Origin of the sequence: Treponema primitia ZAS-1 (assembly GCF_000297095.1) — a bacterium.
GTDB classification, from domain to species: Bacteria; Spirochaetota; Spirochaetia; order Treponematales; family Breznakiellaceae; genus Termitinema; species Termitinema primitia_A.
Window position 1 is genome coordinate 1 of record NZ_AEEA01000191.1, and the last position, 23,949, is coordinate 23,949.

At 51.5% G+C, this 23,949-nt stretch carries 24 protein-coding genes; 15 read left to right on the forward strand and 9 right to left on the reverse strand.

The genetic code is table 11. The annotated features are described in order from the left end of the window. The 6 genes from TPRIMZ1_RS0117840 to TPRIMZ1_RS0117865 all read left to right on the forward strand — a co-directional run. A partial coding sequence (locus TPRIMZ1_RS0117840) for an NAD-dependent epimerase/dehydratase family protein (RefSeq protein WP_026043801.1) occupies positions 1 to 608 on the forward strand: 608 nt, incomplete at its 5' end. 22 nt (positions 609 to 630) lie between these two features. Then, a complete protein-coding gene (locus tag TPRIMZ1_RS0117845; RefSeq protein ID WP_010263917.1) occupies positions 631 to 1,650 on the forward strand; it encodes a Wzz/FepE/Etk N-terminal domain-containing protein in 1,020 nt (339 codons plus the stop codon). Beyond that, a complete protein-coding gene (locus TPRIMZ1_RS0117850) occupies positions 1,647 to 3,149 on the forward strand; it encodes an SLBB domain-containing protein (RefSeq protein WP_010263919.1) in 1,503 nt (500 codons plus the stop codon). Before TPRIMZ1_RS0117845 ends, TPRIMZ1_RS0117850 begins: the two co-directional genes overlap by 4 nt. Before the next feature lie 89 nt (positions 3,150 to 3,238). Next, on the forward strand, positions 3,239 to 3,442 hold the full coding sequence (locus TPRIMZ1_RS0117855) for a hypothetical protein (RefSeq protein ID WP_010263920.1): 204 nt from the start codon (positions 3,239 to 3,241) through the stop codon (positions 3,440 to 3,442). A gap of 149 nt (positions 3,443 to 3,591) precedes the next feature. Beyond that, the gene (locus TPRIMZ1_RS19540; RefSeq protein ID WP_081503701.1) at positions 3,592 to 4,344 is read left to right on the forward strand and encodes a GDSL-type esterase/lipase family protein; all 753 of its coding nucleotides are present in this window, start codon (positions 3,592 to 3,594) and stop codon (positions 4,342 to 4,344) included. Positions 4,345 to 4,532: 188 nt separating this feature from the next. Continuing rightward, positions 4,533 to 4,859: a HipA domain-containing protein gene (locus TPRIMZ1_RS0117865; protein WP_010263925.1), complete on the forward strand. Its 327-nt coding sequence runs from the start codon at positions 4,533 to 4,535 to the stop codon at positions 4,857 to 4,859. 9 nt (positions 4,860 to 4,868) lie between these two features. Here TPRIMZ1_RS0117865 and TPRIMZ1_RS0117870 read toward each other — a convergent pair whose 3' ends face one another. The 6 genes from TPRIMZ1_RS0117870 to TPRIMZ1_RS0117895 all read right to left on the reverse strand — a co-directional run bounded on the left by TPRIMZ1_RS0117870 (position 4,869) and on the right by TPRIMZ1_RS0117895 (position 10,072). Further along, positions 4,869 to 5,576, reverse strand: a complete 708-nt coding sequence (locus TPRIMZ1_RS0117870; RefSeq protein WP_010263927.1) for an ABC transporter ATP-binding protein — start codon at positions 5,574 to 5,576, stop codon at positions 4,869 to 4,871. Next, the gene (locus TPRIMZ1_RS0117875; protein ID WP_010263929.1) at positions 5,577 to 6,332 is read right to left on the reverse strand and encodes an ABC transporter ATP-binding protein; all 756 of its coding nucleotides are present in this window, start codon (positions 6,330 to 6,332) and stop codon (positions 5,577 to 5,579) included. Then, a complete protein-coding gene (locus TPRIMZ1_RS0117880) occupies positions 6,332 to 7,393 on the reverse strand; it encodes a branched-chain amino acid ABC transporter permease (RefSeq protein WP_010263930.1) in 1,062 nt (353 codons plus the stop codon). Before TPRIMZ1_RS0117880 ends, TPRIMZ1_RS0117875 begins: the two co-directional genes overlap by 1 nt. Positions 7,394 to 7,403: 10 nt before the next feature. Next, positions 7,404 to 8,297 (reverse strand): branched-chain amino acid ABC transporter permease, encoded by an 894-nt coding sequence (locus TPRIMZ1_RS0117885; protein ID WP_010263932.1) that lies wholly within the window; start codon positions 8,295 to 8,297, stop codon positions 7,404 to 7,406. Positions 8,298 to 8,319: 22 nt separating this feature from the next. Further along, the gene (locus TPRIMZ1_RS0117890; protein ID WP_010263934.1) at positions 8,320 to 9,489 is read right to left on the reverse strand and encodes an ABC transporter substrate-binding protein; all 1,170 of its coding nucleotides are present in this window, start codon (positions 9,487 to 9,489) and stop codon (positions 8,320 to 8,322) included. Between the two features lie 64 nt (positions 9,490 to 9,553). Next, complete coding sequence (locus TPRIMZ1_RS0117895) at positions 9,554 to 10,072, reverse strand: NUDIX domain-containing protein (protein ID WP_010263936.1); 519 nt, start codon at positions 10,070 to 10,072, stop codon at positions 9,554 to 9,556. 46 nt (positions 10,073 to 10,118) lie between these two features. Here TPRIMZ1_RS0117895 and TPRIMZ1_RS0117900 point away from each other — a divergent pair, with 46 nt between their 5' ends. Then, complete coding sequence (locus TPRIMZ1_RS0117900) at positions 10,119 to 10,520, forward strand: acyl-CoA thioesterase (RefSeq protein WP_026043802.1); 402 nt, start codon at positions 10,119 to 10,121, stop codon at positions 10,518 to 10,520. 39 nt (positions 10,521 to 10,559) lie between these two features. Here TPRIMZ1_RS0117900 and TPRIMZ1_RS0117905 read toward each other — a convergent pair whose 3' ends face one another. Further along, entirely contained in the window at positions 10,560 to 14,534 is a 3,975-nt protein-coding gene (locus TPRIMZ1_RS0117905) for a transglutaminase domain-containing protein (RefSeq protein WP_232616877.1), read from the reverse strand. A 121-nt stretch (positions 14,535 to 14,655) separates the two neighbouring features. On the opposite strand from TPRIMZ1_RS0117905, the gene TPRIMZ1_RS19925 reads away from it, so the two are divergent. From TPRIMZ1_RS19925 to TPRIMZ1_RS0117935, 6 genes are read left to right on the forward strand one after another with little or no spacing between them, the layout of a single operon-like run. After that, a complete protein-coding gene (locus TPRIMZ1_RS19925) occupies positions 14,656 to 15,165 on the forward strand; it encodes an L-2-amino-thiazoline-4-carboxylic acid hydrolase (protein ID WP_010263941.1) in 510 nt (169 codons plus the stop codon). A 35-nt stretch (positions 15,166 to 15,200) separates the two neighbouring features. Beyond that, positions 15,201 to 16,334, forward strand: a complete 1,134-nt coding sequence (locus tag TPRIMZ1_RS0117915) for an ABC transporter substrate-binding protein (RefSeq protein WP_010263944.1) — start codon at positions 15,201 to 15,203, stop codon at positions 16,332 to 16,334. Between the two features lie 22 nt (positions 16,335 to 16,356). After that, positions 16,357 to 17,238 carry a branched-chain amino acid ABC transporter permease gene (locus TPRIMZ1_RS0117920; RefSeq protein ID WP_010263945.1) on the forward strand — a complete coding sequence of 294 codons (882 nt, stop codon included), beginning with the start codon at positions 16,357 to 16,359 and terminating at the stop codon, positions 17,236 to 17,238. Positions 17,239 to 17,241: 3 nt separating this feature from the next. Further along, positions 17,242 to 18,264 (forward strand): branched-chain amino acid ABC transporter permease, encoded by a 1,023-nt coding sequence (locus TPRIMZ1_RS0117925; RefSeq protein ID WP_010263948.1) that lies wholly within the window; start codon positions 17,242 to 17,244, stop codon positions 18,262 to 18,264. 3 nt (positions 18,265 to 18,267) lie between these two features. Next, on the forward strand, positions 18,268 to 19,044 hold the full coding sequence (locus tag TPRIMZ1_RS0117930; protein WP_010263950.1) for an ABC transporter ATP-binding protein: 777 nt from the start codon (positions 18,268 to 18,270) through the stop codon (positions 19,042 to 19,044). Then, entirely contained in the window at positions 19,028 to 19,738 is a 711-nt protein-coding gene (locus TPRIMZ1_RS0117935) for an ABC transporter ATP-binding protein (protein ID WP_010263952.1), read from the forward strand. The genes TPRIMZ1_RS0117930 and TPRIMZ1_RS0117935 overlap by 17 nt, the downstream gene beginning before the upstream one ends. Here the strand turns inward: TPRIMZ1_RS0117935 and TPRIMZ1_RS0117940 are convergent. Then, positions 19,735 to 20,961, reverse strand: a complete 1,227-nt coding sequence (locus TPRIMZ1_RS0117940) for a DUF58 domain-containing protein (protein WP_010263954.1) — start codon at positions 20,959 to 20,961, stop codon at positions 19,735 to 19,737. The genes TPRIMZ1_RS0117935 and TPRIMZ1_RS0117940 overlap by 4 nt on opposite strands. Beyond that, complete coding sequence (locus TPRIMZ1_RS0117945) at positions 20,930 to 21,877, reverse strand: AAA family ATPase (RefSeq protein WP_010263956.1); 948 nt, start codon at positions 21,875 to 21,877, stop codon at positions 20,930 to 20,932. The genes TPRIMZ1_RS0117940 and TPRIMZ1_RS0117945 overlap by 32 nt, the downstream gene beginning before the upstream one ends. A 159-nt stretch (positions 21,878 to 22,036) precedes the next feature. Here TPRIMZ1_RS0117945 and TPRIMZ1_RS0117950 point away from each other — a divergent pair, with 159 nt between their 5' ends. Together TPRIMZ1_RS0117950 and TPRIMZ1_RS0117955 are read left to right on the forward strand one after the other, a co-directional pair. Continuing rightward, a complete protein-coding gene (locus tag TPRIMZ1_RS0117950; RefSeq protein WP_100217130.1) occupies positions 22,037 to 22,963 on the forward strand; it encodes a hypothetical protein in 927 nt (308 codons plus the stop codon). A 207-nt stretch (positions 22,964 to 23,170) separates the two neighbouring features. Then, positions 23,171 to 23,899 (forward strand): septal ring lytic transglycosylase RlpA family protein, encoded by a 729-nt coding sequence (locus tag TPRIMZ1_RS0117955; protein ID WP_010263959.1) that lies wholly within the window; start codon positions 23,171 to 23,173, stop codon positions 23,897 to 23,899. Positions 23,900 to 23,949: the final 50 nt, after the last annotated feature.

Genomic DNA, 23,949 nt, shown 5'->3' on the forward strand with positions numbered 1-23,949 from the left:
CCTTGAAAGAGGAATATCTTTTAACCGATGAACTGGAGCCGACCAACGACGCCTATGCCCTGGCAAAAATCAGCACCATAAAGCTGTGCGCCACCTACAATAAGCAATATGGGACGAATTTTCTTTCTGCAATGCCGACAAACCTGTATGGCCCGGGGGATAATTATGACCTGTCTAACTCCCATGTGCTTCCCGCAATGATTCGCAAGTTTCACGAGGCAAAGATTTCAGGCGCCGACAGGATCGTCCTGTGGGGAGACGGTTCTCCCTGCCGCGAGTTTTTATATAGCGATGATCTTGCCGAGGCGGTGGTGTATCTTATGGAGCGCTGCAATGCAGAGGATCTGCGTCATTCCACCGGGGATTTTGTCAACATTGGGATTGGGCGTGATTTAACCATAAAAGAACTTGCCGAAGTTATCCGCGGCATTGTCTATGCGGATGCTTCTCCCCGTACCTGTGCAATTGAATGGGACGTCTCAAAGCCAAACGGGACGCCAAAAAAGTTGTTGGACATATCCCGGCTTTCCGCGCTTGGGTATACGCCCGAAACGTCCTTAGAGGACGGAATCAAAATCGCATATAAAGACTATTTAGAACGGAATTAATTAATGAAAACAAGGATTATGTATGAGCGATGAAATAAAACAAGAGGAAGACGAAATCAGTCTTATTGATCTCTTCGCGGTTCTCTGGCGATGGAAAATAATGATAATTGTCATCACCTTTCTGGCGGCGATAGGGGTGGTAATCTATGCGGTCATTTCGATTAAGCTGCCACCCGAAAAATCATACCGTCCCAATGTGTACACGCCTAAGGCGCTGATGCTCATCAACAATACCAATTCTTCCGGGGGAGGAAGCCTGTCATCCATGCTCAACTCCAGCGGATTGGGCGGTATGGCTGCCCTCGCCGGAGTCAGACTGCCATCAGGCTCAAGCTTCAGCGCACTTGCGGAATATCTTGTGGGCACCAATTCTCTGCTTGATTCGGTGGTTGACGAGTTTGATCTTATCACTAAATATAAAATAAAGAAATCGCCTAAAGCCAGAAGCCGCAAAAGGGTTAAGTCAAGCTTGAAGGCTGCCTATGAGTCACGGAGTGGCGTGTTCAGTATTGCTTTTACCAACCGGGACCCGGTGTTTGCCCAGCAGGTAGTGAATTATTGCGTTGATTATTTGGAAAACCGCTTTAACGAGCTCGGCTTGGACAAAAATAAATTGGAAAAAGAAAATCTGGAAAAAAACATTCAAAACACGTATGAGGAAATTCAAAATCTGGAATTGGAGACCCAGCGGCTGGAGCAGTCAGTTCAGCGTGGTTTTAGCGGAGCAACAATGCCCTCTATTTCCATGGAATTGAACCGGATTTCCTTGGAATTACGGGCGCAGCAGCAGGTATACACCCAGCTCAAAACGCAATATGAGCTGCTTAAGGTAAGCATGGCCAGCGAGAGCCCAATGTTTCAGGTTCTGGAGCTCGCGGAAATCCCGGACCAGAAATCTGGCCCCAATCGGGGCAAGCTGTGTATGATGGTCACCCTTGGGGCAGGCTTCGGCTCGGTTTTCCTCGCCTTTGTCCTTAACGCAATTTTAAACCTTAGGAAAGACCCCGAAGCCATGGCGAAACTCCGGAGGAAAAAAGCATGAAGCGTATAGCCCTCTGGCTACTGTTTGTAACGGTTGTTGTCTTCGCGCAGGAGTCTCAGCAGGAGTCGTCTCAGCAGGCTGCCCAGCTTAGCAACACGACGCTGCTAGCCCGGAACGCACAGCTTGCCATGTCAAGCGCCGACTACCGGGTAACCGCCGGTGATGTGTATACTTTGGCCTACGCCGCCGGAACCCAATCGGTTACCTATGTTATTACCGTTGACAACTCTTATCGTGTCCGGGTATCTAACCTGGGGGTTATCAATGCTGCCGGGAGAACCTTCCAACAGCTAAAGACGGAAGTGGAAACCGTGGTTTCAAACAACTATCCGCTGAGTGGGGCGCAGCTGGTCATAACCCGGCCCTCCCTTTTTAAGGTGTCCATTGCCGGCGAGGTCAATGTCGCTCAGGAGCAGACAGCCTGGGCTTTGGCCCGGTTGTCGTCGCTTTTGGATGACAATAACCTTCTGACGGCATATTCATCAATCCGTGATATTACGATTACTTCCTCATCCGGGCAGCGCCGGGCCTGCGATCTCTTCAAAGCCCAGCGGGACGGGGACTTATCCCAAGACCCGTACCTCCGGCCAGGAGATGCTATCCGGATTAACCGGATTGATAGGGTGGTTACTATTACGGGTTCCGTAGAGCGGCCCGGCGCGTACCAGTTACTGCCGGGGGAGAATCTGTCGGATTTGATTACCCGGTATGCCTCAGGCTTAACGCCCACCGCGGATCCCAGCAGGGTAGAATTGGTCCGGTTTGTTGACGCGGAAGCTGATTCGGGGGATAAGCTATATCTTTCTAAACAGAATATAAGTGAAAACTATCCCCTGAAACACTTTGACGCGGTTATGGTGCCATCGATTATGGATTTGGAGCCGGTAATGTTTGTGGAGGGGGCGGTGCAGGAAAACACCGGTCAGCAGCGACTGCAAAATGCCCTGGCAACGGCTCAGAGCAACGCCTCAAACAGAATAACGGTCCAGTTTAACCAGGGGGAGAATTACGCGTCCCTGTTGCAGCGGAATTCATCCTGGTTTACGGCAATTTCGGATACCCAACATGCGTATATAATACGGGGGGAGGAGCGGATCCCCTTGAATATTAACCCCATACTCTATGACTCGAATTATCAAAGCCAGTATTTTGTGGAAAGAAACGATGTGCTTATCATTCCCTTTAGGCAGTATTTTGTGACCGTAGCCGGCGCGGTAGTAAAACCTGATAGGTACCCATACATACCGGACCGGGGATGGGATTACTATGTAGCCTTGGCCGGAGGGTTTGTGAAAGAACGGAATTCATCTGACTCGGTGGAAATAAAAGATTTAACGGGGAGACGGATGAGCAAGACCGATGTAATAACCCCGGAAACGACCATAACCGCCCGGACCAATGCGGGGTTGTATTACTTTAACCAGTATGCCCCGGTGATAACTACGATCTTGTCTATCATTACTACCTCTATCTCCGTTGCTCTGCTTATTGGTCGATAATGCCGATACATTATGGTACTAAGAGTTTTCTTAAACGTTGGCCTACGGTTTAACAAAGAGCTAATTTAAGGGCAAACGGATTAAGCCCAATGACCTTAAAAAATTGGATAAAGCGGATTTGTGGTCCGGCAGAAGAACCAGCTCCAAGATTTGTTGAGGTGAATTCTCAGATGACGGAACAAATTCAGCATACCCCTAAAATTCTCATTGAAAAAGGTGATATCAGAATACATATATCGATCGCAATAAACCAGAACGACCTACGAGAGGTTATAGAAGGTCTTGGCTGGTAACTATGATTTTTGATTTGAGCGCAGTAAAACTATGCATACGGCCTGGGCACACCGATCTCCGACAGGCAACCAACGGATTAACCGTCCTGATACAAAAGGAAATGAAATAGGACCTACTCACTTGGACAAAATAGAGATTTTCTGGTAAAATGAATCAACAAATAGCAAACAATACTTACGCTTTTCTAATAATGACTAACATAATAACATTAGTCTTTTTGGTAATTATTTCATTTCGGTATCGGGTTCCACAAAAAGTATTAAAAAAATTGGGGATAATAGATTTACATGTTCTAAAAATTTATCCCTTATACAGTATAAACAATATTATATCGTTAACATATGATCGTGATAATTTTGATATTGTAATGGTAGGTGATTCCATTACCAATGCGGGAAGATGGAACGAAATATTCAATAATAGAAAAGTTGCCAATCTTGGTATTAATGGTGATTCGACCGATGGAGTGTTAAACAGGCTTGTGGATATTTACTATTTGAATCCTAAAAAGTGTTTTCTGATGATTGGAATAAATGATTTCCAGGGAAATCGTTCTATTGAATATGTAATACAAAATTATAAAAGAATTATTCAGGAACTGAAACAACATAATATAAAAATAATTGTTCAATCTATATTACATTTGGGACATAATTATTATATTAATCATATAGGTGGAAAAAATAAAACTAATTGGAAAACAATAAATAAAAAAGTTGAAAAAACTAATATTGAACTGGAAAAAATTGCAGTTGAATATGGTGTTGAATTTATAGATATTAACACAAAATTATCTGTAAATAATGTTTTGGAAGAAAAATATGGAGATTCTAGCGGGTTACATTTAAGCCAATTAGGGTATGAAGAATGGGCTGAAATAATAAAACCGTTAATTGAATAAAGCAGAAAAACTGCACATAACCACATACAATTAGAGCCGGAAACGGGTCTTTTTATTTGTCTATTTTGTTAGTGTATTATAACATTTGATTCAATTATCAATGTTCACATATCTGGACAAATATACGTATTATAGCTTATACTAATAAACATAATGGGAAAGCCAAGGACCGTATTGCTATCGGGCGTATGTTTTTTAATATCGCTGTTTCAAACTGTGATGATCATCTCCGTAATCACGGCTTTCTTCTTAGCCCCGCAGGATGGATACTGTCCCTGGCCTTTGATATGAACCCCGACGAAAACGGTGTTGGGTTAAAACTCAACATTTCAGAATCTGATAATACCCTTGATTTTGACCTTGCCCTAAGCGTTATTCCCTATTTCAGGCTATCTTCAGAAAAAGCGGAATCTATTCTTAATACTGTTAAGCACTCCGTTTCAAACTGGAGAACCGTGGCGGATTCATTACAGGATCCCGAAACGGCAGCAAGACGAAATGGAACCGTCCTTTAGGTGTAAAGCTCACCCCTCGCCCAAGTAAGCCTTCTTAATCCCCTCATTATTCAACAACGCCGCCCCCGTGTCCTGCATGGTGATTACCCCTGTCTCCAGGACGTAGGCGTAGTCTGCTATTTCCAGCGCGGCGTGGGCGTTCTGCTCTATCAGCAATACGGTGGTACCATTTTTGTTTATTTCCCGGACGATTTCGAAGATCATGCGGGAAACTAGGGGGGCCAGGCCCAGGGAAGGTTCGTCCAGCATGAGGAGTTTTGGGCTTGCCATGAGGCCCCGGGCTACGGCGAGCATCTGCTGTTCACCGCCGCTCAGGGTACCGGCGTGCTGGCGAGCCCGCTCCTTGAGCCGGGGGAAGAGGGTGTAGCAGCGGTCGCGGTCTTTTTTGATGCCCGGTTTGTCGCTGCGGGAATAGGCGCCCAGGCGGATATTTTCTTCCACCGTCAGGTTGGGAAATACGTGGCGGCCCTCGGGGATCATCACCAGACCCAGGGAGACTATGTCCTTGGTATCCCGGCCGGTAATATCCTGGCCGTTCCAAAGGATTTTGCCCGAGGCGCTTTTTACCAGGCCAACGATACTGTTGAGCATGGTACTTTTGCCTGCACCGTTGGCGCCGATGAGGGTGATGATTTTGCCGTCTTCAACCGCTATGTCGATGCCCCGCAGGGCGTGGATGCCGCCGTAGTATACCGAAAGGTTTTCCAGTTTAAGCAATTAATCCACCCCCAGGTAGGCGTCGATGACCTTCTGATTTTTCCGTATCTCCGCGGGGGCGCCCTTGGCGATGGTAATGCCGTAGTCAAGCACGTAGAGCCAATTGCAGATGCCCATCACTACCTGCATGTGATGTTCTATCAGTAATACTGAGATCTTGAATTTGTCCCGGATGCCCACAATAAATTCCATCAGCTCCTGGGATTCCTGGGGGTTCATCCCCGCGGCGGGTTCGTCCAGGAGCAGCAGGCTTGGCTCGGTGGCCAGGGCGCGGACTATTTCCAGGCGGCGCTGTTTGCCGTATGGCAGGGATACTGCGTTGTCATTGGCGTTATCAAGGAGTCCCACCGATTCCAACAGGTTTAACGAAAAGTCCCGGGCCTTTTTTTCCTTTTCCATATAGCCGGGAAGGTGCAGCACCGATTCAAAGAGATTGGGTTTTTCCCGGAGGTTACAGGCTACCAGAAGGTTTTCCAGCACCGTCATCTCATGGAAGAGGCGGATATTCTGAAAGGTCCTGGCTATACCCGTGCCGGTGATCTTATGTGGCTGTTTACCGGCAATGTTTTTTCCGTTGAATAGAATGGTTCCCTTGGTGGGCGTATATACCCCGGTAATTACGTTAAAGGCCGTGGTTTTCCCCGCGCCGTTAGGGCCGATGAGTCCCACAATTTCGCCGTCCGCCACGGTGATAGAAAAGTCGGATACCGCGGTGAGGCCGCCGAACTGCATGGTAATGTTGTTGGTTTCCAGCATTACGCGCCTCCACGGCCCAGGAGTTTTTTTATTGGCCCGGTATCAAGGATGCGGTTCCAGGAAAATTCCTTTTTCCCCATAAGGCCTTCCTGGCGGTAGATCACCACCAGCAAAAGGAGGGCGCTGAATACCACCATACGGAGGCCCGGGAGACCCTGGGTCCGGAAAAACAGCAGGTTTAGAGGGCCGTCCAGGAAACGGAGGGCCTCCATGGAGATCGTTACGATAAGTGCGGCAATTACCGATCCGGTGATGCTGCCGTTACCCCCAAGGACCACGATGAGCAGGATGTTATAGGTTAGGCTGAAGGTGAACATCTTGGGGTCAATAGTATTCATCAGGTGGCCCAGGAGGGCGCCGCCTATGCCGGCTATAAAGCTGGAAATAGTAAAACTGAGGATTTTTACCCGGGCAACGTGGATGCCCATGGCTTGGGCGGCTATTTCGTTATCCCGAACCGCTTTGCAGGCCCGGCCAAAGGCAGAGTTTATAAGCGCAATCATGAAGATCACCGTTAGGAACGCTAAGGCCCAAATCATATAGGTATTTGCATATTTCGGCAGCCCCTTAAGGCCCAGGGCGCCGTTGGTTACTGATTGAAGGTTGGTGAGCACCACCCGGATTATCTCAGAGAAGCCCAGGGTGGCGATGGCCAGATAGTCATCCCGGAGCCGCAGTACCGGTGTGCCGATGAGGAAACCCGCCAGGGCTGCCGTAAGGCCGGCGATGATAAGGGCGGGGATAAAGGGAAGCTCCACATTCGCCAGGATGGGAACGATGGGGGTCATAAAATAATTCATGCTTTTCTGGGCAGGACTCATGGTAAGGAGGGCGCTTACATAGGCGCCAATGGCCATGAAACCCGAATGGCCCAGGGAAAAAAGTCCGGTAAAGCCGTTAAGCAGATTGAGGGAGAGCGCAAGAATAATGTAGATTCCGCAGAGATTGAAGATCCTTCGGGAAAAAGAATTAAATACCCTGTCCGCCAGAATGATAAAGCCGACAACCAGGATGAGGGCGATGATACTTACGGTACGGTTTTGCTTTTTGTCCAGGATCATCCGCCGCTCCCTATACCTTTTCTACCTGGTTTCTGCCCAGGAGACCCGAGGGCTTTACCATGAGCACAAAGATAAGTAACACAAAGGCAAAGGCGTCCCGGTAGCCCGTAAGGGTGGGGAGGAAGGCGATGATCATGATCTCGATAAAGCCCAGGAGGAGACCCCCCAGGACGGCTCCGGAGATATTGCCGATTCCGCCGATAACCGCGGCGATAAAACATTTGAGCCCGGGAATCATCCCCATGGTGGGGTTAAGCTGAGGGTACTTGACGGCCCACATGACCCCGCCGATGGCGGCTAATACCGAACCGGCGCCGAAGGTGAACGAGACGATCCGGTTTACATCAATGCCCATAAGCCGTGCTGCGGACAGATCCGTGGAAACCGCCCGCATGGCCATGCCGGTCTTTGTTTTGAGTACGATGATAAGCAGTATCGTGAGTAATGCTGCGGTAAGTACCGGGATAAAGAGGCTGATGTAGGCCACAGAAACACTGCCGATGTGGGCAACATGGTTAAAAAGCTCCGGTACCGGGAAGCCCTTGGGCCGCCCGCCGAAGATTACCGTGGCCAGGTTTTCCAGCAGGAAGGATGCGCCGATGGCGCTTATCATAATGGAAATCTTGGGGGAATTCCGCAGGGGTTTGTAGGCCACCCGTTCCAGGCCTATGCCGAAGATCCCCGTGAGTCCGAAGGCTACAATAAAGCCGACCCACCAGGGCATGAAAAAGACCGTAACCGCGTAAAAGGCGATATAGCCGCCGAGCATAAACACATCGCCATGGGCAAAGTTGATGAGCCGGAGTATACCGTACACCATGGTGTAGCCGATGGCGATGAGGGCGTAGAGACTGCCCAGGGACAGGGCGTTGGAAATATGCTGCAGAAACACATCAAAGTTCATGAGCCCTGTCCTTTTCTACGATCTAGGGATTAATAATGGTCTGGAACGCGAATTTTCCGCCCTTAACAACCTTGAGGAATGCGCTCTTCGTGGCATCCCCGTTGGCGTCCAAGGTAACGGTCCCGGCGGCGCCTACGAAGCCCTGGGTTTTCGCAATAGCGTTCCGGATAGCTTCCGGGTCTACGGAACCAGCGCGTTTGATAGCGTCCAGGGCAACCAGATAGCCGTCATAGCCCAGTGCGGTTACCGCAGCGGGATCCTTGTTGTACCGGGCGCGGTATTCCTTCAGGAAGGATTCCGCCACCGGGGAAGCGGCATATTCGGAGCTGAAGAAGGAGGAAAATACCGCCCCTTCAACATATTCCCGGCCCACGTCTATGAATTCCGGTGTCTCCCAGGTATCACCGCCGATAAAGGGAGCCGTGATGCCCAGGGATCGGGCTTGTTGGATTACCAGAGCGGATTCGGTATAGTTGCCCGGTGCAAAAATAACATCCGGGTTTAGTGAGCGGATGCTGGTAAGCTGGGCGCTGAAGTCCTGATCCCCGGTGGTATAGTTCACCGTAGCCAATATGGCGTTGGGGTTTCCGGTACGGGCCTTGAAGTTATCCACAAAGAATTTTGCCAGACCAACCGAGTAGTCATTCGACACTTCCTGAACAATAACGGCGGTTTTGGCTTTAAGGTCGTTAATCGCGTAGTTGGACATGACCGTTCCCTGGAAAGGATCAATAAAACACACCCGGAAGTAATAATCGTTCCCCGCAGTAACCAGGACATTGGTACAGGAAAGGCCGATTGCCGGTATATGCGCGTCCTTTACGATTTCCCCGCCGGCTATGGACGCCGAAGAACCCCAGGAACCCAGGATCACCTGAACCTTGTCCAGGTCGATGAGCCGCTGAACCGCGTTGGCGGCATCAACCTTGTCGGATTTGTTATCCGCAATGACCAGTTCCACCTTATAGGTCTTTCCGCTAACCTCAACCGTTGGGAACAGTTCATTGGCAAGCCGAATACCTTCGACCTCCATGGCGCCCCCCGCAGCGTATGCCCCGGTCAGGGGTTCAAAAACCCCGATTTTGATCACGTCTTCCGCAGTTCCGGCTTCCTTTCCGCCCCCGGCAAATACCGGCAGGGCCAGGAGCGCCATAAGCGGAACCAGACATAGTACCTTTGCAGCGTTTTTCATAACTTCCTCCTTAATATGGAAAATACTCATCAGATTGCATCATTATGCAATATATTATGCCCCATTACAAGTGAATGTATTCTAAATAAGCCTTTATTGCCCGTCTGGTTGAATCAAAAGCCAACTCCTCCGGTTTAACGTCCCCGGGCTTAACTAAGCGAAGCCCGCCAATCTCTTTCTCCTCCAGCTTGAAATCCCCGGGGTTGAGGCCCGGAACGGTGATGGAAAAAAAAAGATCGCAGGTATTGTAGGTGATGTTTTTATAGGGGTATATGTTGGGGAACGAAGCAAAGAGAGTGAAATTCGGCCCCGGGTCCCAGCCAAGCTCTTCCCGGCATTCCCGGCGCAGGCCCTCAAAGGCGCCCTCCCCGGGGTCCACAAAGCCGCCGGGCAAATCCAGTTTTCCCCTGGCGGGATCCTTGGCCCGAACCAGGAGGATAATTTCTTCTCCCGTACTAATGACGCAGCCCGTGGCGGCGGCGGTATTGTGGTAATATGAAAATCCACAGTCAGGGCAGTGGAATTTTTTGTTATCTTCAAATCGAATATTTTGGGAACCACAGGATGGGCAAAATTTAAACATACTAACCTCGTTGAATAGGATTTTTCCCTATTGTATAATAATAACCATGATTTGTGAATGTTCCCTAACGGTTCGTACCTACGAATGTGACAGCTATGGCCATGTGAACAACGCCAACTATCTCAACTACCTGGAATACGCCCGGTACCAGCTGCTTAAGGACGTGGGCTTCGATTACCCCACGGCGATAAAGGCCGGTTACGGGGTCTATGTGGCCAAGGTCATCATCGAATACAAAAAGCCCGCCCTAGCGGAGGACGAGCTCCTCATCAAATCCTGGCCCATCAAGAAGGGCGCGGTAAGCGGCATTATCGCCCAGCGCATACTCCGGGGCGAGGACATCATCGCCGAGGCAGAGGTTACCTGGGCCTTCGTAGATTCCCGGGGCGTGCCCGCCAAGATCCCCCCGGAGTGGGATATGCCGGGGCTCAAACCGGATTCAGCGTAGGGACAGCAGGCGTCCTCCATGGTTTCTCTATCTTCGTGGTTACTTCACGGTAAAAGCGGTATCAGCCAAGCTGCGGACGGCGGCGCTGAGTTCCCAGGCGGAGAGCTTGGGGAGCGGGATGGGACGCTGCCATACGGAAGCGCCCCGGCCGGCGTCGTAGAGTTCACAGCGGAGCTCGTCGGCGCCGATGGTGACGGTCAGGCGGAAACGGGGTGGAATGCCATTGGCGCCTTCGCTTAGGGGAGCCGGTTGGATGCCCGCCTTGGGGAGCAGCCTGCGGAGGGACCGTTCTATGCGGCGGGTTTCTGCGGCAGGCCTGCCGCCGTCGGAACCGAAGGGGTCGATGATAAGTTCCACCGGGAGTTTAATGCCCTGCTGACGGAGGGCGCCGCGGTTCAGGGCGTAGAGCCGTTCGGCGCTGTCCTGCCGTTCGTCACGGCGGGAAGCGCCCTTGGCTAGCAGGGCAAGTTCGGTATAAGTATCGGCTATCATATCCCGTTCCCATATTGGGTCATAGGCATCGATGGTCCGGCGGAGGAGTTCCCGGTCCTTAAAGAGGGCCCCCGCTTCGCCATCGTAGGAATTGGCTGCCTGGGGGATCAGGGGCGTCTCAAAATCCCGGGCCATGGTGAGATACACATTTGCCCGCCGGGGGTAGGGCTCAAAGGCGTTGTAGTACTGGATTAGGGCATCCAGACGGAGTTCTCCTGACGCCGGCGTTTCCGCCCCATAGGCTTGGGCAGAGAGGAGACTGTACTTCCGGAAGAGATGGCGGTGGACTGCGGACTTAAACCGGTAGTATTGCAGCCGGACGAAGCTATTGAGACGATCCCTAAGACCGCTGTAGGGGCTCAGGGCTTGGGTTTCCGCCAGCCCGGAATAGGTGTGCCAGAGGATTTGGTGGAGATCCCGTTTATACCGGTCCGGATCGATGCCGTAGTTCATCATCCATGACAGGTCCTGTGCCTTAAGGCTGTCTTCGGCATAGAGCCGGGCTTCCTCAAGCCGGCCGGCGATTTGGAAAGCCTGGGCCATATTGATCTTGGACAAAGGGGAGTTGTCGATTTCGTAGGCTTCCTGGTAGTCCGCAAAGGTCCGGGGAAAATCCAACCGGTGGAGGTATAGTTCCCCCCGGGCCAGCCATCCGGAGGAGCGGTTCTGGGAGGCCAGGGAAGCGTTGGTTCGTTCCAGGGACTCGGGGAAATGGTAGAACCGGGCTTCCAGGAGGGATAGATTGTAATGGGCCACCGAAGCAAAGGCCCGGTCCCCCCAATTTTCTCCTCCCTCAATTGCTTCCAAATACCATTTTTTCGCGTCCTCGTACCGGAACATTTCGGAATAGATGGTACCCAGGGTCATGGCGAAATCGGGGCTCGGACCGAACCGGTTCTGGGCATCCAGGAGGAGCCGTTCCCCTTCACCCAGCCGATGGAGCTTGTAGTACATCCACGCCAGGTTGCCTATGGCGTCCAGGTTGTCCGAGGATATGGTTAAAAGCCGTTCCAGGTACTCCACGGCTGCGGCGTTTTCGTTCAGATACCCCGCGGTAAGGGCCATCTCGTGCAGAAGATCCGGGTCGTAGGGTGTCAGGGTTTCCGCTTTCTGGAAGATCTCCCATGCGAGTCCGTAGAGCTTGCGGCTTTCGTAGAGCCGCCCCAGGGCCCAGGGGAATCGGAATTCCAGGGGAAATTGTTCTAGCCCCTGGGTGTATAGCTCGATAGCCCGCTCCCAGAATTCAGCCTGCTGGGCATCCTGGGCTTGGTTGTAAAGCTGGGTGGATTCGGTACTTTCGATCCGGGGCTGGTCATCCTGGGCTCGTGCCGTATCCCCGCTTAGGGGGATTAACAGGACCACAAGAAGCAGCGCCAAATAATGCCTGGCACTCCTTGCGGCCATAGCCAGGGGCGGCAGGAGCCAGCCGAGGATACGCCGGCAGCGGGGTACCTGTTTCCGGTAGTTTGCCGAGAATAGGCGGTACTGCCCGTCCAGGGTTTTCCATTGTTCTGCGGTATATTCCGGGGCGTAACGGGCGGCGGCTATGCCCTGGTAAAGATCCCGGATACCCGGGAAGGAAGGTTCCATATCCCGGGTCCACTCGGCCTCTCCCCTTGTCCGGGTATCCCGTTTATAGCCCGCCAGACGGAGCCTGCGGAGAGCGTGTGCCCAGAGTAGGGCCGCTTTTTTCCGGGGCTTCCGCGCCAGCTTTGAAAGCCAGAGGAAACCGGTACGTATGCTTAAGAAGATGATACACACCAGGGTGATCACCAGGGGCAGCCAATAGTTTCGGAGGAAGGAACGGACATTCCGGCCCAGTGTGCCCAGGACGGTGGTGGGGGAATTATCGTCGGCGCCTTCCTTGGGATTCAGGTGGGAACGGTTTTCCAGGATTTCCCGCATAAGCCGTTCAAACAGATCCTGGGGTACCCCGGAGGAAAAGCGGAATTCCTCGTCCTCCGCTAAGTTTTCCGTGGTGGGATCGTATTCAATCCAGCCGTATCCGGGGTAGCGGACCTCCACCCAGGCGTGGGCCATATCGGACCGGACCGGATAATAGTTAAAAGTATCTAAAGAGGGATCGATAAAAAAGCCCGCAGCGATCCGGGCGGGAATGCCCAGGGAGCGCAGGAGCATGGTAAAGGCAAAGGCGTAGTAGGAGCAGTAACCCCTTTTGGTCTCAAAGAGAAAATAACCAAGCTGATCGCCGTCCGGGGCAATCCCCGGTTTTAAGCTATAACGGTAATCGCCGTATTTCAGGGTCTCATATATAACTTGAATCTTTTCCCAGTTGGATGCAAAACCCTGGGTAAGCTCCCGGGCATATTCGGCGATCCTTTCGTTTTCGCCATACTCGGTATAGTAGGCGTACTCTTCCGGGCTTAGTTCCAGACTTTCCCACGAAAGTTCCTCCGGCATGGCATCCGCCAACTCGAAGGGCAATACTTCGCTGGCCTGGCTTTGAACGGCATAGGCGGAACTGAAGGAAGAGGCGTCCCAGCTGTCAAAGGGAACAATTTCCACGGGCTCCTTTAAGGCGATCAGGGCGGAGGAATCGAAGTTAACCAGAAAATATTCCTGGTTGGTAAGGCGAAAATTTTCTATGGGCTCCGCTTCCAGAGTGGTACGCCGGTCCGGCAGCCGCTGGGGCTGGGCGGCCTCGTCAATTGTTTCATGGCGGTAGAATCCCTGTTTGGGGTTGTAGCCGGAAAGTACGTAACGCCTCAGGTAAATATGATCATCCTCGGGATCCTTGCGGACGATAAAGACCAGATCGTCGTTCATGCTGATTTCACTTTCCAACCGCAGTACCTGGGAAAAATCGAAGTGGAACATGTTCGGTTCCAGGAGCCCCCCTCCTTTGTCCACCGCCCCTTCCTGGGAAGGCCGGATCAGGAGCATCCCCCCAAGGACAACCAGGATAAACAGGGTCAGTCCGCCCAGTATCCCTTCCCGTTTTTTCAGCCGGTACTCCGGGGGCAGGGAGAGCATAAACGCAAGGATCTGCAGGAAGATGATGAGGGAAAAAACGGCTATCATCAGCACCGGCCAGCGGTAAGCGGGTAGATCCGAGCTGCGGACTATGGAGTAAAGTACCAGGAGGAGCACGTCCGCGGCGATAATATCGGCCCGCAAAAAACGGCGGGACCGGGCGGCAAAGTAGGTAGAAAAGGCTGCCCAGTAGAAGGGAAGCAGGAAGACAAAGCGGTTCCGATCCAGGTTGAGGAGCAGGGAATCCAGGGTGATGGCAACACCGGGTATAAAGAACCGGGGTAAGGCGATACCTGCCCGGGCCGCCCAGGGTATGAGAAATAGGATCAGGGCGCCAAAAAAGGTGACTGTCACCTTTTTTGTGAGATATAGCGCACTAAGGAAGGCGAAGATTAGGGTGGCGGCGTAAACTGCGGTGTCCGCCAGATCGGCGGCCAGAAGCCGGAACTGCCAGAGTATAGCGAAGAGGGCTACGGACCTGAGAAGGAGGGCGATTAGACGTTGAAACTTTGCAGATTGATCGGGCATCGCCATTTTTAGAGCGTAGCATAAATAAGGCGTCTTGCAAACGTGGAACGTCCTAAATGGCGTATAGACTCAGGCGGGAAAATACGCAATACTCATGGGAGAAAAAGTGAGGAGAAATGGTATGGAAAACAATACGGGACCGGGAAAGAAGGAAACCTACACCTACGAAGAAGTCCGGAGTATGATAGCAAGCGCCATTATGGACAGGGCTAAATATCTGGCTGCTTTTTATAAGGTGATGCCCAGGGATGAATTTGATAAATGGGCAAAGAAAGCCCTTTGGGGTTATGGAGAGAGGAAGGTTGCACGAACCAAAGGCGAACATGGGAAGGTAAAAACCTTTTCCGACATCATGCTTGCCATTAACGGCGTAAATAATACCTGCGCCGGTACTAACACCGTAGAATTGATCAACGAAGAAAAGGCGGTGATCCATTTTAATCACAAATGCGCTATGGTACAGGGTTGGGAAGACATGGGCTTGGCCAAGGATGAGGTGAAATATCTCTGTGACATCGCCTGTTATGGAGATTATGCTCACGCCGATGGCCTGGGACTAAAGTGTTCCTTCTCCTATACCAGTGCCGATGGCGCCCACGAATTATGTGAACTGGTAGTCGAAAAGAAGTAGATTAAAACGTCATTCATAAACAGGAGGAGTTTAAAATGAAAAGACGAATTGTGATGGTACTAATGGCAATAATGGCTTCAGCTATGGTATTTGCCGGAGGACAACAGGGTGGTTCCAAAGCTGCGGACACGATTAAAATTGCCGTAGCTATGCCCATGACCGGCGATTATGCCGAATATGGTCAGAGCGCCTGGATTGCCGCTCAGATTATGGTGGAGAAGTACAATAAAGCGGGTGGAATTTTGGGAAAACAAATTGAATTGGTTCAGTTTGACGATCGTAATTCCCCGGAAGAGGCTTCTTCTATCGCCCAAAAAATTGTAAGCGATAAGGCGATCATCGGGGTTATGGGCCATTTCGCTTCCGGGGTCAGTATGACTGTTTCTCCGGTCTATGAGGAAAATAAGGTTATTCAGATTTCTGCTACCGCCTCTCACCCGGATTATTCCAAGGCGGGCAAGTATATTTTCAGAAATAACGCGGTGTTTACCCAGGAAGTAGCCCCCATGGTTGATATCCTCGCCAATGATATCAATGTAAAGAAGGTGGGGATTATCGCCATTAAGACCGACTGGGGTTCTTCCGCTGGTCCCCTTACGGCGCAGCTGGTTCAGGAAACGGGCAAGCTTGAATTGGTGGGGCTTGAGTACGTGCAGGAAACCTCAGATGATCACCGTCCGGCAATCAGTAAGATGATCAGCGCCGGCGCCGAGGCGGTACTTGGGTTGGGGCAGTATAGCCTCTATTCTCCACTGGCCCGCCAGTATCGGGAAATGGATCCCAACATCATTCTCCTGGGTGGAGCGGGCGCCTTCTCCAAGCAGTTAATCGACCTGGCCGGACCTGCCGTTGAGGGTCTTTATATGTCGGTCAGTTTCTTCCCCGGATCCAATGATCCGGATGTGAAATACTTTGTTGATGAATTTAATAAACGTTATGGTATGGAACCTTCCTCACTTACCGCCCAGGCGTACGATTCCATAGGAGTCTTTTGCGAGGCAATCAAGGCGGCGGGTACCCTGGACAGGGAAAAGGTACGGGACGCGGTAAACGCCATAGATTATCCCGGAGTAACCGGCAGGACCACCTTTGACCAGGGTGGTGACGCCGCCAAGGTATTTCAGAAGGTAGTAGTAAGAAACGGAGCGTTTGTACAGTACAAGAAATAAATGGCTTAACGGCGGGGGGAATATGGATATATTATTTCAACAGATCATTAATGGTTTAGCGCTTGGTCTGGTGTTTGCCCTCGTCGCGGTAGGTTATTCCTTGGTGTTTGGAATCCTCCGGCTTATTAATTTTTCCCACGGTTCTGTATATGCCTTCGGCGCTCATGTAGTGTTTTTTGTCGTTGGTTTCGGCTTGGGCCCTGTTCTGGGGATTATTGTTTCCATAATAGTAACGGGGTTCCTCGGTATTTTTATAGACAAAATAGCCCTGGCCCCTCTGCGCCGGAAAAAATCCATGGGCATGGCCGCCCTGGTCACCACCTTGGGCATTTCAAATATCATTCAGCATACCCTGGTGTTGATTTCCGGAAGCCACCGTAAGGCCTTTCCGGATTTTTATAACTTTGGTCTTGTTACGGTATTTGGCGTCCAGATTAGTTCACGGCAGTTTGTTATGCTCGGTGTATCTTTGATACTGCTCCTGCTGCTTTTCTTCATCGTTCATAAAACAAAAATAGGCTTGGCCATGAGGGCTACCTCCCAGAACCAGAAAGCGGCGTCCCTTATGGGAATCAATGTGAATAGTGTTATTACCACTACCTTTTTTATGAGCGGCGCTTCTGCGGCGATTGCGGGAGGCCTGGTGGCAGGGTATTACCAAGTGGTATATCCGGGCATGGGCTTTATGATTGGCCTTAAAGCTTTTGCTGCATCGGTACTGGGGGGGATCGGAAGTCTTCCCGGGGCGCTTATTGGCGGCCTCCTGGTGGGTATTATGGAAAGTGTGGCGGCTCTGTATATCGGTTCTAACTACCGGGATGCCATGGCTTTTATCATTCTCATCATCGTGCTTATTTTTAAGCCCGCGGGAATTTTTGGCAAGAAAGATGTGATAAAGGTATAGGCTGTGGAAAAGAGCAGCATCTTTTACCGGGCAGAACTTTTCATTACCCGAAGACGGGTATATTTTATCGGTGGTCTCATTCTCTTTATGCTGATATTTCCTCTCTTTGGGTTCAGCGTTTATATCATGCGTATCGCCACGGTGATTTACATTTTTTCAATGTTGACCTTGGCACTTAATCTTGTGGCGGGTTATACCGGACAGCTTTCCATGGGAAACGCAGCGTTTTATGCCATAGGCGCCTATGCCTGTACCCTGTGCATGGTGCGTTTGGGAATGAATTTCTGGTTCTCCATGATCGCCGGCGCTATTTTTGCCGGTGCCAGCGGCCTCATTGTGGGGCTTCCAACCCTGCGCCTAAGCGGGTCCTATCTTACCATTGTTACCCTTGGCTTTGGTGAAATAGTCCGCATGATAATTCAGAACTGGGACCCGGTAACCAACGGAACCATGGGGATTAGAAATATCCCCAAGCCCGTGTTTTTTGGATTGACCCTGACCCTGTCGAATAACGGCTTTTATTACCTTGCCATAGTTCTTATGCTGATCATAGCTTTTTTCTGCGCCTGCATTATTAACTCAAAGATAGGCAGGGCATTTATTGCGATTCGGGAAGATGAGATTGCCGCTACCATGATGGGTATAAAGACTATTCATTATAAGGTACTGGCATTTTTTCTTTCAGCCCTTATTTCCGGAATCGCCGGAGCCTTTTATGCACCCATGGTGGGATACATCGATCCTAATACGTTTACCTTTGATGTATCCTCCCAGATTATTTGCCTGGCCATACTGGGGGGGCTGGGTACGATGCGAGGCATGTTCTTTGGTTCTATGGTGCTGATTATTTTTCCTGAGGTGTCCCGTTTCCTTATGAATTATCGTTTTATTATGTATGGATTTATCTTGGTACTGATGATGCGTTTCCGTCCCCAGGGTTTGCTGGGATGGCAGTCCCGGGTTCCTTACCGCTTTACCGGAAAGATGCGTAGGGATCTTGAGAAGGATAATCTTCTGACGGAGTAAACAATGGCGCTATTGGAAGTTAACGATATTAGTTTAAGTTTCGGTGGACTCAAAGCGGTGGACGGCGTTAGTTTTTTTGTTGATCCGGGAGAAATCGTATGCCTTATCGGCCCGAATGGCGCCGGAAAAACTACCATATTTAATATTCTTACGGGGATCTATAAAATTGAAAAGGGATCAATCCTATTTGAAAATTCTCCTATTCAAAATATAATACCCCAAGATATTGTAAAAGCCGGCATCGCCCGGACCTTTCAGAACATCCGGCTTTTTAAAAAAATGCGGGTGGTGGAAAATGTACTGGTAGGCTGTCACCAGAAAGTGGATTATAATTTCTTTGACGCCATGTTTAAGACTCCCCGCTATGAAAGAGAGGAGAGAACCAATCATCTCAGGGCGGTACATCTTCTTAAGGATGTGGGTCTCCTGAACCGCCTACACGACTATGCGGCCAACCTTCCCTACGGCGAACAGCGGAAACTGGAGATAGCCCGGGCTTTGGCTACCGGGGCACGGCTTATCCTGCTGGATGAACCCGCGGCGGGGATGAATCCCCAGGAATCGGAAGAACTGCTGCGTTTCGTTCTTAGTCTGCGGGATAAGGGGTATACGATTCTTATGATAGAACATGATATGAATGTGGTGATGAATATATCCGACAGGATTTATGTGCTTGATTACGGTAAAGTCATCTCCCAAGGACTGCCGTCTCAGGTGGCCAATGATCCCAAGGTCATTGAGGCCTATTTAGGGAGTGTTCCGAATGCTCAGAATAAGTAATTTGAATGCCTTTTACGATAACATACATGCCCTCAAGGATATCAGCCTGGAAATACAGCAGGGGGAGATTGTTTCCCTCATCGGCAGTAATGGTGCGGGAAAGACCAGTACCCTGGGCTGTATTACCGGACTTGTACCCGCCCGATCCGGCGACATCAGCTACAAGGATCGGCCTATTACCAATATGCCGGTTCACAAAATTGTGGACCGTGGGATCAGCTTGTCCCCCGAAGGACGGGAGGTATTTCCTGGGCTTACGGTGGAGGAGAATCTTAGGCTGGGAATGTACTCCAAAAAGAACAGCGCCGCAAAGATACATGAGGCCTTTCAGCGGGTATATGGTCTTTTTCCCCGGCTTAAGGAACGGGTAGCCCAGGTTGCGGGTACCCTTTCCGGGGGCGAACAGCAGATGCTTGCCATAGGCCGGGCGCTGATGAGTGAGCCGGAACTCCTGCTCCTGGACGAACCCTCCCTGGGTCTTGCCCCCAATCTAGTCCTGATGATTTTTGAGCTCATAAAGGAAATCAACAAGCAGGGGGTTACCATCCTCCTGGTGGAACAGAACGCCAATATGGCCCTGTCTATTTCCAACCGGGCTTATGTCCTTGAAACGGGTAGAATTGCCCTGTCCGGGGAATCCCACAAACTAATGAATGACGAAAACATACGGAAAGCATATCTGGGCAATATTTAAGTTCCAAGCCGGATTTGCCGGACATGGACCCCTGCTCTCTGGCTGTAGAGGCGAACACAGGTTTGGGCGGCCTCTTCCAGCCTGTCATCTTCGTAGAGGAAGGCCAGATCCACGGTCTGTTTTTTCAAGAACCGGTCCAGGGCGCCTTCGGTGGTGGTCCGGGGCAGGGCGAGGATCAGGATACCCCGGTCGGTGGGGGATGCGGGCAGTTCCGTTTGGGCGGACTGCGCGGGAAACTTCGTTAAAAGTTGCGCTGCAGGATAGGCCAGGGCCTCGGCAAGCTCAGCGCCGGTTCCTTCGGTGATGCTGCTGCCGCCGGTATAGCCGATGGACAGCTCCATACCCCGATGCTGGTACTCCAGGGCGATAGCCAGGGCGTTTTCGCAGAGCAGGTCCACACTCCGCCTGCCGGCCGCAGGGCTGTAGAGCGCCGGGTCGGTTAGGGTATCCACCAGGACGATTAAACGGGAATGGGGCGGCGGTTCGGGCTCGCCCTCCCGGACAAAAAGCTCGTTGGACGGGGCGTGGCCGTACAGTTTCCAGTTAATCCGCCGGGGATCGTCCCCGGGCACGTAGGGCCGGTGATCGATCAGGTTGTCGGTACGCTGGTAGCGGACATTTTGCCGCTGAGACTCGCCCCCGGACAGGATGTACACCGGAATAGGTTCCGCCGCAGCCTGGGGCAGGGCCAAAATACGGGGGCTTTTATCTGCAGACCATGAGTCTGATGGCAGGGGTAGATAAAAACGGAAGAGCCCCAGGATGTCGCCGATAAAAAACCGGTCTGCTTCCCCATAATAGGCGCCGCGCTCAGGAACCGGGAAGGAGTAAGAGGCCTCTTCTTTTCCATCGGGGTCGAAAAGATGCCGGATCTCCCGGCCATCCCGGGTTGTAAGTCGGATCTCATAGCGGATAAGTATCCCCGGGAGGCGGAAAAAACGGCCCTTCCCCGCCTTATCACGGTTTAAAATGACCTCGGCGTTTTTCCCGGCGGGGATATTCCGATTCAGGAACCGGGACGAGAGGAGCCGGGCCCGCTTGGAATGTATCCCCCCCAGGATAAGGGCGGCGATGACGGAGAATGCCAGTACTACCAGGAAAACTCCGCCCACCAAGGTCAGGGCAAGCTCCTTCCGCAGGGCTCCTGCCCCAAGAGCCAGGATAGTCAGGATGAATAGGAATATTCCCAGATCAGACGGTCTTGATCCTGTCGATTCGTGCAAGGCAGATCTCCCGTATAAGCTTTTCACCCTGAGAACGGGGATCCCGCAGTTTAAGCCTGTGGGCCAGGGTCGGCGCCGCCAGGACAGTCAGATCTTCATCAATCACATAATCCCTGCCCCGGACCAGGGCCAGGGCCTTGACCGCCCCCAGGAGCTGGATAGCCGCCCGGGGGGAGGCGCCTAAAAGAAAACTCCGATGGGTGCGGGTATCCCGGACTATGTCGGCAATGGCTTCCTTCAGGGAAGGATGGCAGAATATTGCCGCCGCCGCGGCCTGGGCTGCCAGGAAATCTTCTATAGTGAGCACCGGTTCCAGCTCATTCAGAGTGGTTTCCGAAGGGTTTTCTTCCAGGATGGATAATTCCGCTTCCCGGTCCGGGTAACCTAGGGAAAGACGCATCATGAACCGATCCAGCTGGGCCGCTGGCAGGGGAAAAGTTCCTTCGCTTTCTATGGGATTCTGGGTGGCAATTACAAAAAAGGGTAATGGCGGGTAGTGGGTTGCGGCGCCGATGGTTACCTGCCGTTCAGCCATTACCTCAAGGAGGGCGGATTGAACTTTTGGAGTGGTCCGGTTGATTTCATCGGCTAATACTACGTTTGCCAGTACCGGCCCGGGGATGAACCGGAAGGATCGGCTTTCGGGATCGAATACGTCCACCCCGGTAATATCATAAGGAAGCAGATCCGGGGTAAACTGGATCCGTTTAAAAAGCAGGGGGTTTCCGTCTTCCCCGGCAATCAGTTTTGCCACGGTCTTTGCCACCGTGGTTTTTCCCAGCCCGGGGTTATCTTCGATGAGCACATGCCCTTTGGCGAGAATTGCGGCGGTAAGCAGTTCCAGAAATTCCCGCTTTCCCAGGATTATTCGCTGGATTCCCGTAATCAGGGTTTCCGCCGCCTCTTCAGGTTTCATATCAAATCAGCATAACATAGGCGGGGTATTAATTGGAAGGAGGGAGGACAGAAAATAATATCGGAGTTTTTCAGAAAAAGTTAAGAAATTTATAGGCAAAACAACAATTATTGACGATAATTATCATGGTAAACTATATTAGGACGGGTTGGATATAAAATGAAAAAGCTCATGTGTCTTACAATTCTTTTATCCTCGGCGATTCTGGCATATTCTCAGAATAGGGCAGATACAACCTTGTATATCGAACCTATTAGCGGCGGATCTGCGGCGGATCGGGCTTTCTTCGATGAAAACCTAAAAATGGAAGTTAATGCCGCTGGTTATGCGTTGATCGACGATCTCCTTGACGCCATATATTCGATAAGTGGCGCCCTTGCTCCGGAGGATGACGGGTATGTCCTGAGTATAACCCTGAGTAACGTGGAAGAAAGCAGGGAAATGGTTACCCAGGAATTATTTTACGTTAAAGTAGAAGAATCCTACGAGATACTCCCCTTCCTGGTCTGGCAGATGCTTGCCAACGCCCCCTTCCTTGTCACCGAAGCTCCGCCGCCTCCCCCTCCGCGAGTGTACAATACCGATACGGATAGTTCTAATAACTCCGGCAGGATGGCCCCCATTGTTAACCTGGTTAATGCCGTTCCGGATGACGATTCCTGGAAAAACAAATGGATATATCTGGGTGCAAAATTCGGGGTATCCCCCCGGTTTTATACTTCGAGCAGGGACGAGACCAATGCGGAGACGATAACAATTGAAGTTGGGGTGGATGCGGGAATTCAGGTACTGGATTTCATGGTTGTCCAGCTTGAAGCAGACTTCAGTCTGGATACTGCGGACTATCAGCAATTAGAATATCCAAGCGGTGTGACTCCGCCTCCATCAGTAGCAAATCCTGGGCCGATTGATATTACCTATAAAACTCCCGTATTTAACTTCCCGCTGTTGATAAAGGGTGTGTTAAAGCCCAGTAGATCCTTTCTTGTGGAGCCCTACGGAGGCGCCTATCTCAACCTTCCCCTTGGTACGGAAAGTGCCCCCCCCCATTGGCGGGTGGCTCGCCGGGATCGATTTTGGGGTTAAAGTTGGGGGGAACGGTTTCATCTTTTTTGATTTCCGTTATGCCAATGACCTTGGAGATACCGAGGTCAAGGATAGACGGGTTGAGTATACCAGGAATATTGTTTCAGTTACCGCCGGGTATAGGGTAGGATTCCTTAACCGAAAGCAAAGTGCCAGCCGTTTCAGAGGCGCACGATATTAACGCGATACAAATAGAGGTGTAAAAAAATGAAACGCTTAGTAACAGTACTTTTGTTGGGTATAAGTATTACTACCCTGTGTGCGGCTCAGGCCCAAATCCGGAATTTCAAACAGCGGGGCGCTGCCACCGGAACTCTGGATGCCAGTGGGATTACTGCGGCGCACCCTAGCTTGCCAATCGGTACTTTGATAAAGGTAACCAATACGGAGAATAATAAAGAGGTAACTGCAACCGTTACGGGTCGTATATCGACCTCGGTTGACCGGATCGTGGATCTTTCCCCCGCCGCCGCTTCAGCCATTGGGGTGCCCAGCGACGGCTCTGTCCAGATAATCCTTGAACGGGTGAACGCTGTACCGGAGCCGGTTATTGTCGAGGCTGAGCCGGAACCAGAGCCAGAGCCCGTAGCGCCTCCTCCTCCACCTCCAGTTGTCGTGAGTGCGCCGCCACCTCCGCCGCCCCCGCCTCCGCCGCCTAAGGTGGCTAAGGGTCCTGCGCGGATCATTCCCCGTATGCCCGATCCGGGAAGCACCACGATCTTCCGGGTGCAGGCAGGATCGTACTTGCTGCCCCTGCATGCCAGAGAAGCTTTTGATCGCCTGGTAGCGGCGGGATTCCACCCCTACTTTGAACGGTTTGAGAACTATATCCGGGTAGTTATCCCCGGGGTCCCCGCTGCGTATATCCCCTGGATAGCCCAGCGCCTAGGCGACCTGGATGTTACGGAAGCCTGGATTAGGCCGGAGAGTTATTAAACAGATTTAGATACCATGCGTATAAAAAAGGACCCCGCCAATTGGGGTCC

Excerpts from the sequence above, each read along its gene's own strand:
- TPRIMZ1_RS0117935 (WP_010263952.1), top strand. The coding sequence starts at position 19,028 with ATGCTCAGAATAAGTAATTTGAATGCCTTTTACGATAACATACATGCC.
- TPRIMZ1_RS0117875 (WP_010263929.1), bottom strand. The coding sequence starts at position 6,332 with ATGCTGGAAACCAACAACATTACCATGCAGTTCGGCGGCCTCACCGCG.
- TPRIMZ1_RS0117885 (WP_010263932.1), bottom strand. The coding sequence starts at position 8,297 with ATGAACTTTGATGTGTTTCTGCAGCATATTTCCAACGCCCTGTCCCTG.
- TPRIMZ1_RS0117905 (WP_232616877.1), bottom strand. The coding sequence starts at position 14,534 with ATGCCCGATCAATCTGCAAAGTTTCAACGTCTAATCGCCCTCCTTCTC.
- TPRIMZ1_RS0117955 (WP_010263959.1), top strand. The coding sequence starts at position 23,171 with ATGAAACGCTTAGTAACAGTACTTTTGTTGGGTATAAGTATTACTACC.
- TPRIMZ1_RS0117895 (WP_010263936.1), bottom strand. The coding sequence starts at position 10,072 with ATGTTTAAATTTTGCCCATCCTGTGGTTCCCAAAATATTCGATTTGAA.
- TPRIMZ1_RS0117865 (WP_010263925.1), top strand. The coding sequence starts at position 4,533 with ATGTTTTTTAATATCGCTGTTTCAAACTGTGATGATCATCTCCGTAAT.
- TPRIMZ1_RS19540 (WP_081503701.1), top strand. The coding sequence starts at position 3,592 with ATGAATCAACAAATAGCAAACAATACTTACGCTTTTCTAATAATGACT.
- TPRIMZ1_RS0117855 (WP_010263920.1), top strand. The coding sequence starts at position 3,239 with ATGACCTTAAAAAATTGGATAAAGCGGATTTGTGGTCCGGCAGAAGAA.
- TPRIMZ1_RS0117900 (WP_026043802.1), top strand. The coding sequence starts at position 10,119 with ATGATTTGTGAATGTTCCCTAACGGTTCGTACCTACGAATGTGACAGC.
- TPRIMZ1_RS0117850 (WP_010263919.1), top strand. The coding sequence starts at position 1,647 with ATGAAGCGTATAGCCCTCTGGCTACTGTTTGTAACGGTTGTTGTCTTC.
- TPRIMZ1_RS0117930 (WP_010263950.1), top strand. The coding sequence starts at position 18,268 with ATGGCGCTATTGGAAGTTAACGATATTAGTTTAAGTTTCGGTGGACTC.
- TPRIMZ1_RS19925 (WP_010263941.1), top strand. The coding sequence starts at position 14,656 with ATGGAAAACAATACGGGACCGGGAAAGAAGGAAACCTACACCTACGAA.
- TPRIMZ1_RS0117920 (WP_010263945.1), top strand. The coding sequence starts at position 16,357 with ATGGATATATTATTTCAACAGATCATTAATGGTTTAGCGCTTGGTCTG.
- TPRIMZ1_RS0117880 (WP_010263930.1), bottom strand. The coding sequence starts at position 7,393 with ATGATCCTGGACAAAAAGCAAAACCGTACCGTAAGTATCATCGCCCTC.
- TPRIMZ1_RS0117915 (WP_010263944.1), top strand. The coding sequence starts at position 15,201 with ATGAAAAGACGAATTGTGATGGTACTAATGGCAATAATGGCTTCAGCT.
- TPRIMZ1_RS0117890 (WP_010263934.1), bottom strand. The coding sequence starts at position 9,489 with ATGAAAAACGCTGCAAAGGTACTATGTCTGGTTCCGCTTATGGCGCTC.
- TPRIMZ1_RS0117950 (WP_100217130.1), top strand. The coding sequence starts at position 22,037 with ATGAAAAAGCTCATGTGTCTTACAATTCTTTTATCCTCGGCGATTCTG.
- TPRIMZ1_RS0117845 (WP_010263917.1), top strand. The coding sequence starts at position 631 with ATGAGCGATGAAATAAAACAAGAGGAAGACGAAATCAGTCTTATTGAT.
- TPRIMZ1_RS0117945 (WP_010263956.1), bottom strand. The coding sequence starts at position 21,877 with ATGAAACCTGAAGAGGCGGCGGAAACCCTGATTACGGGAATCCAGCGA.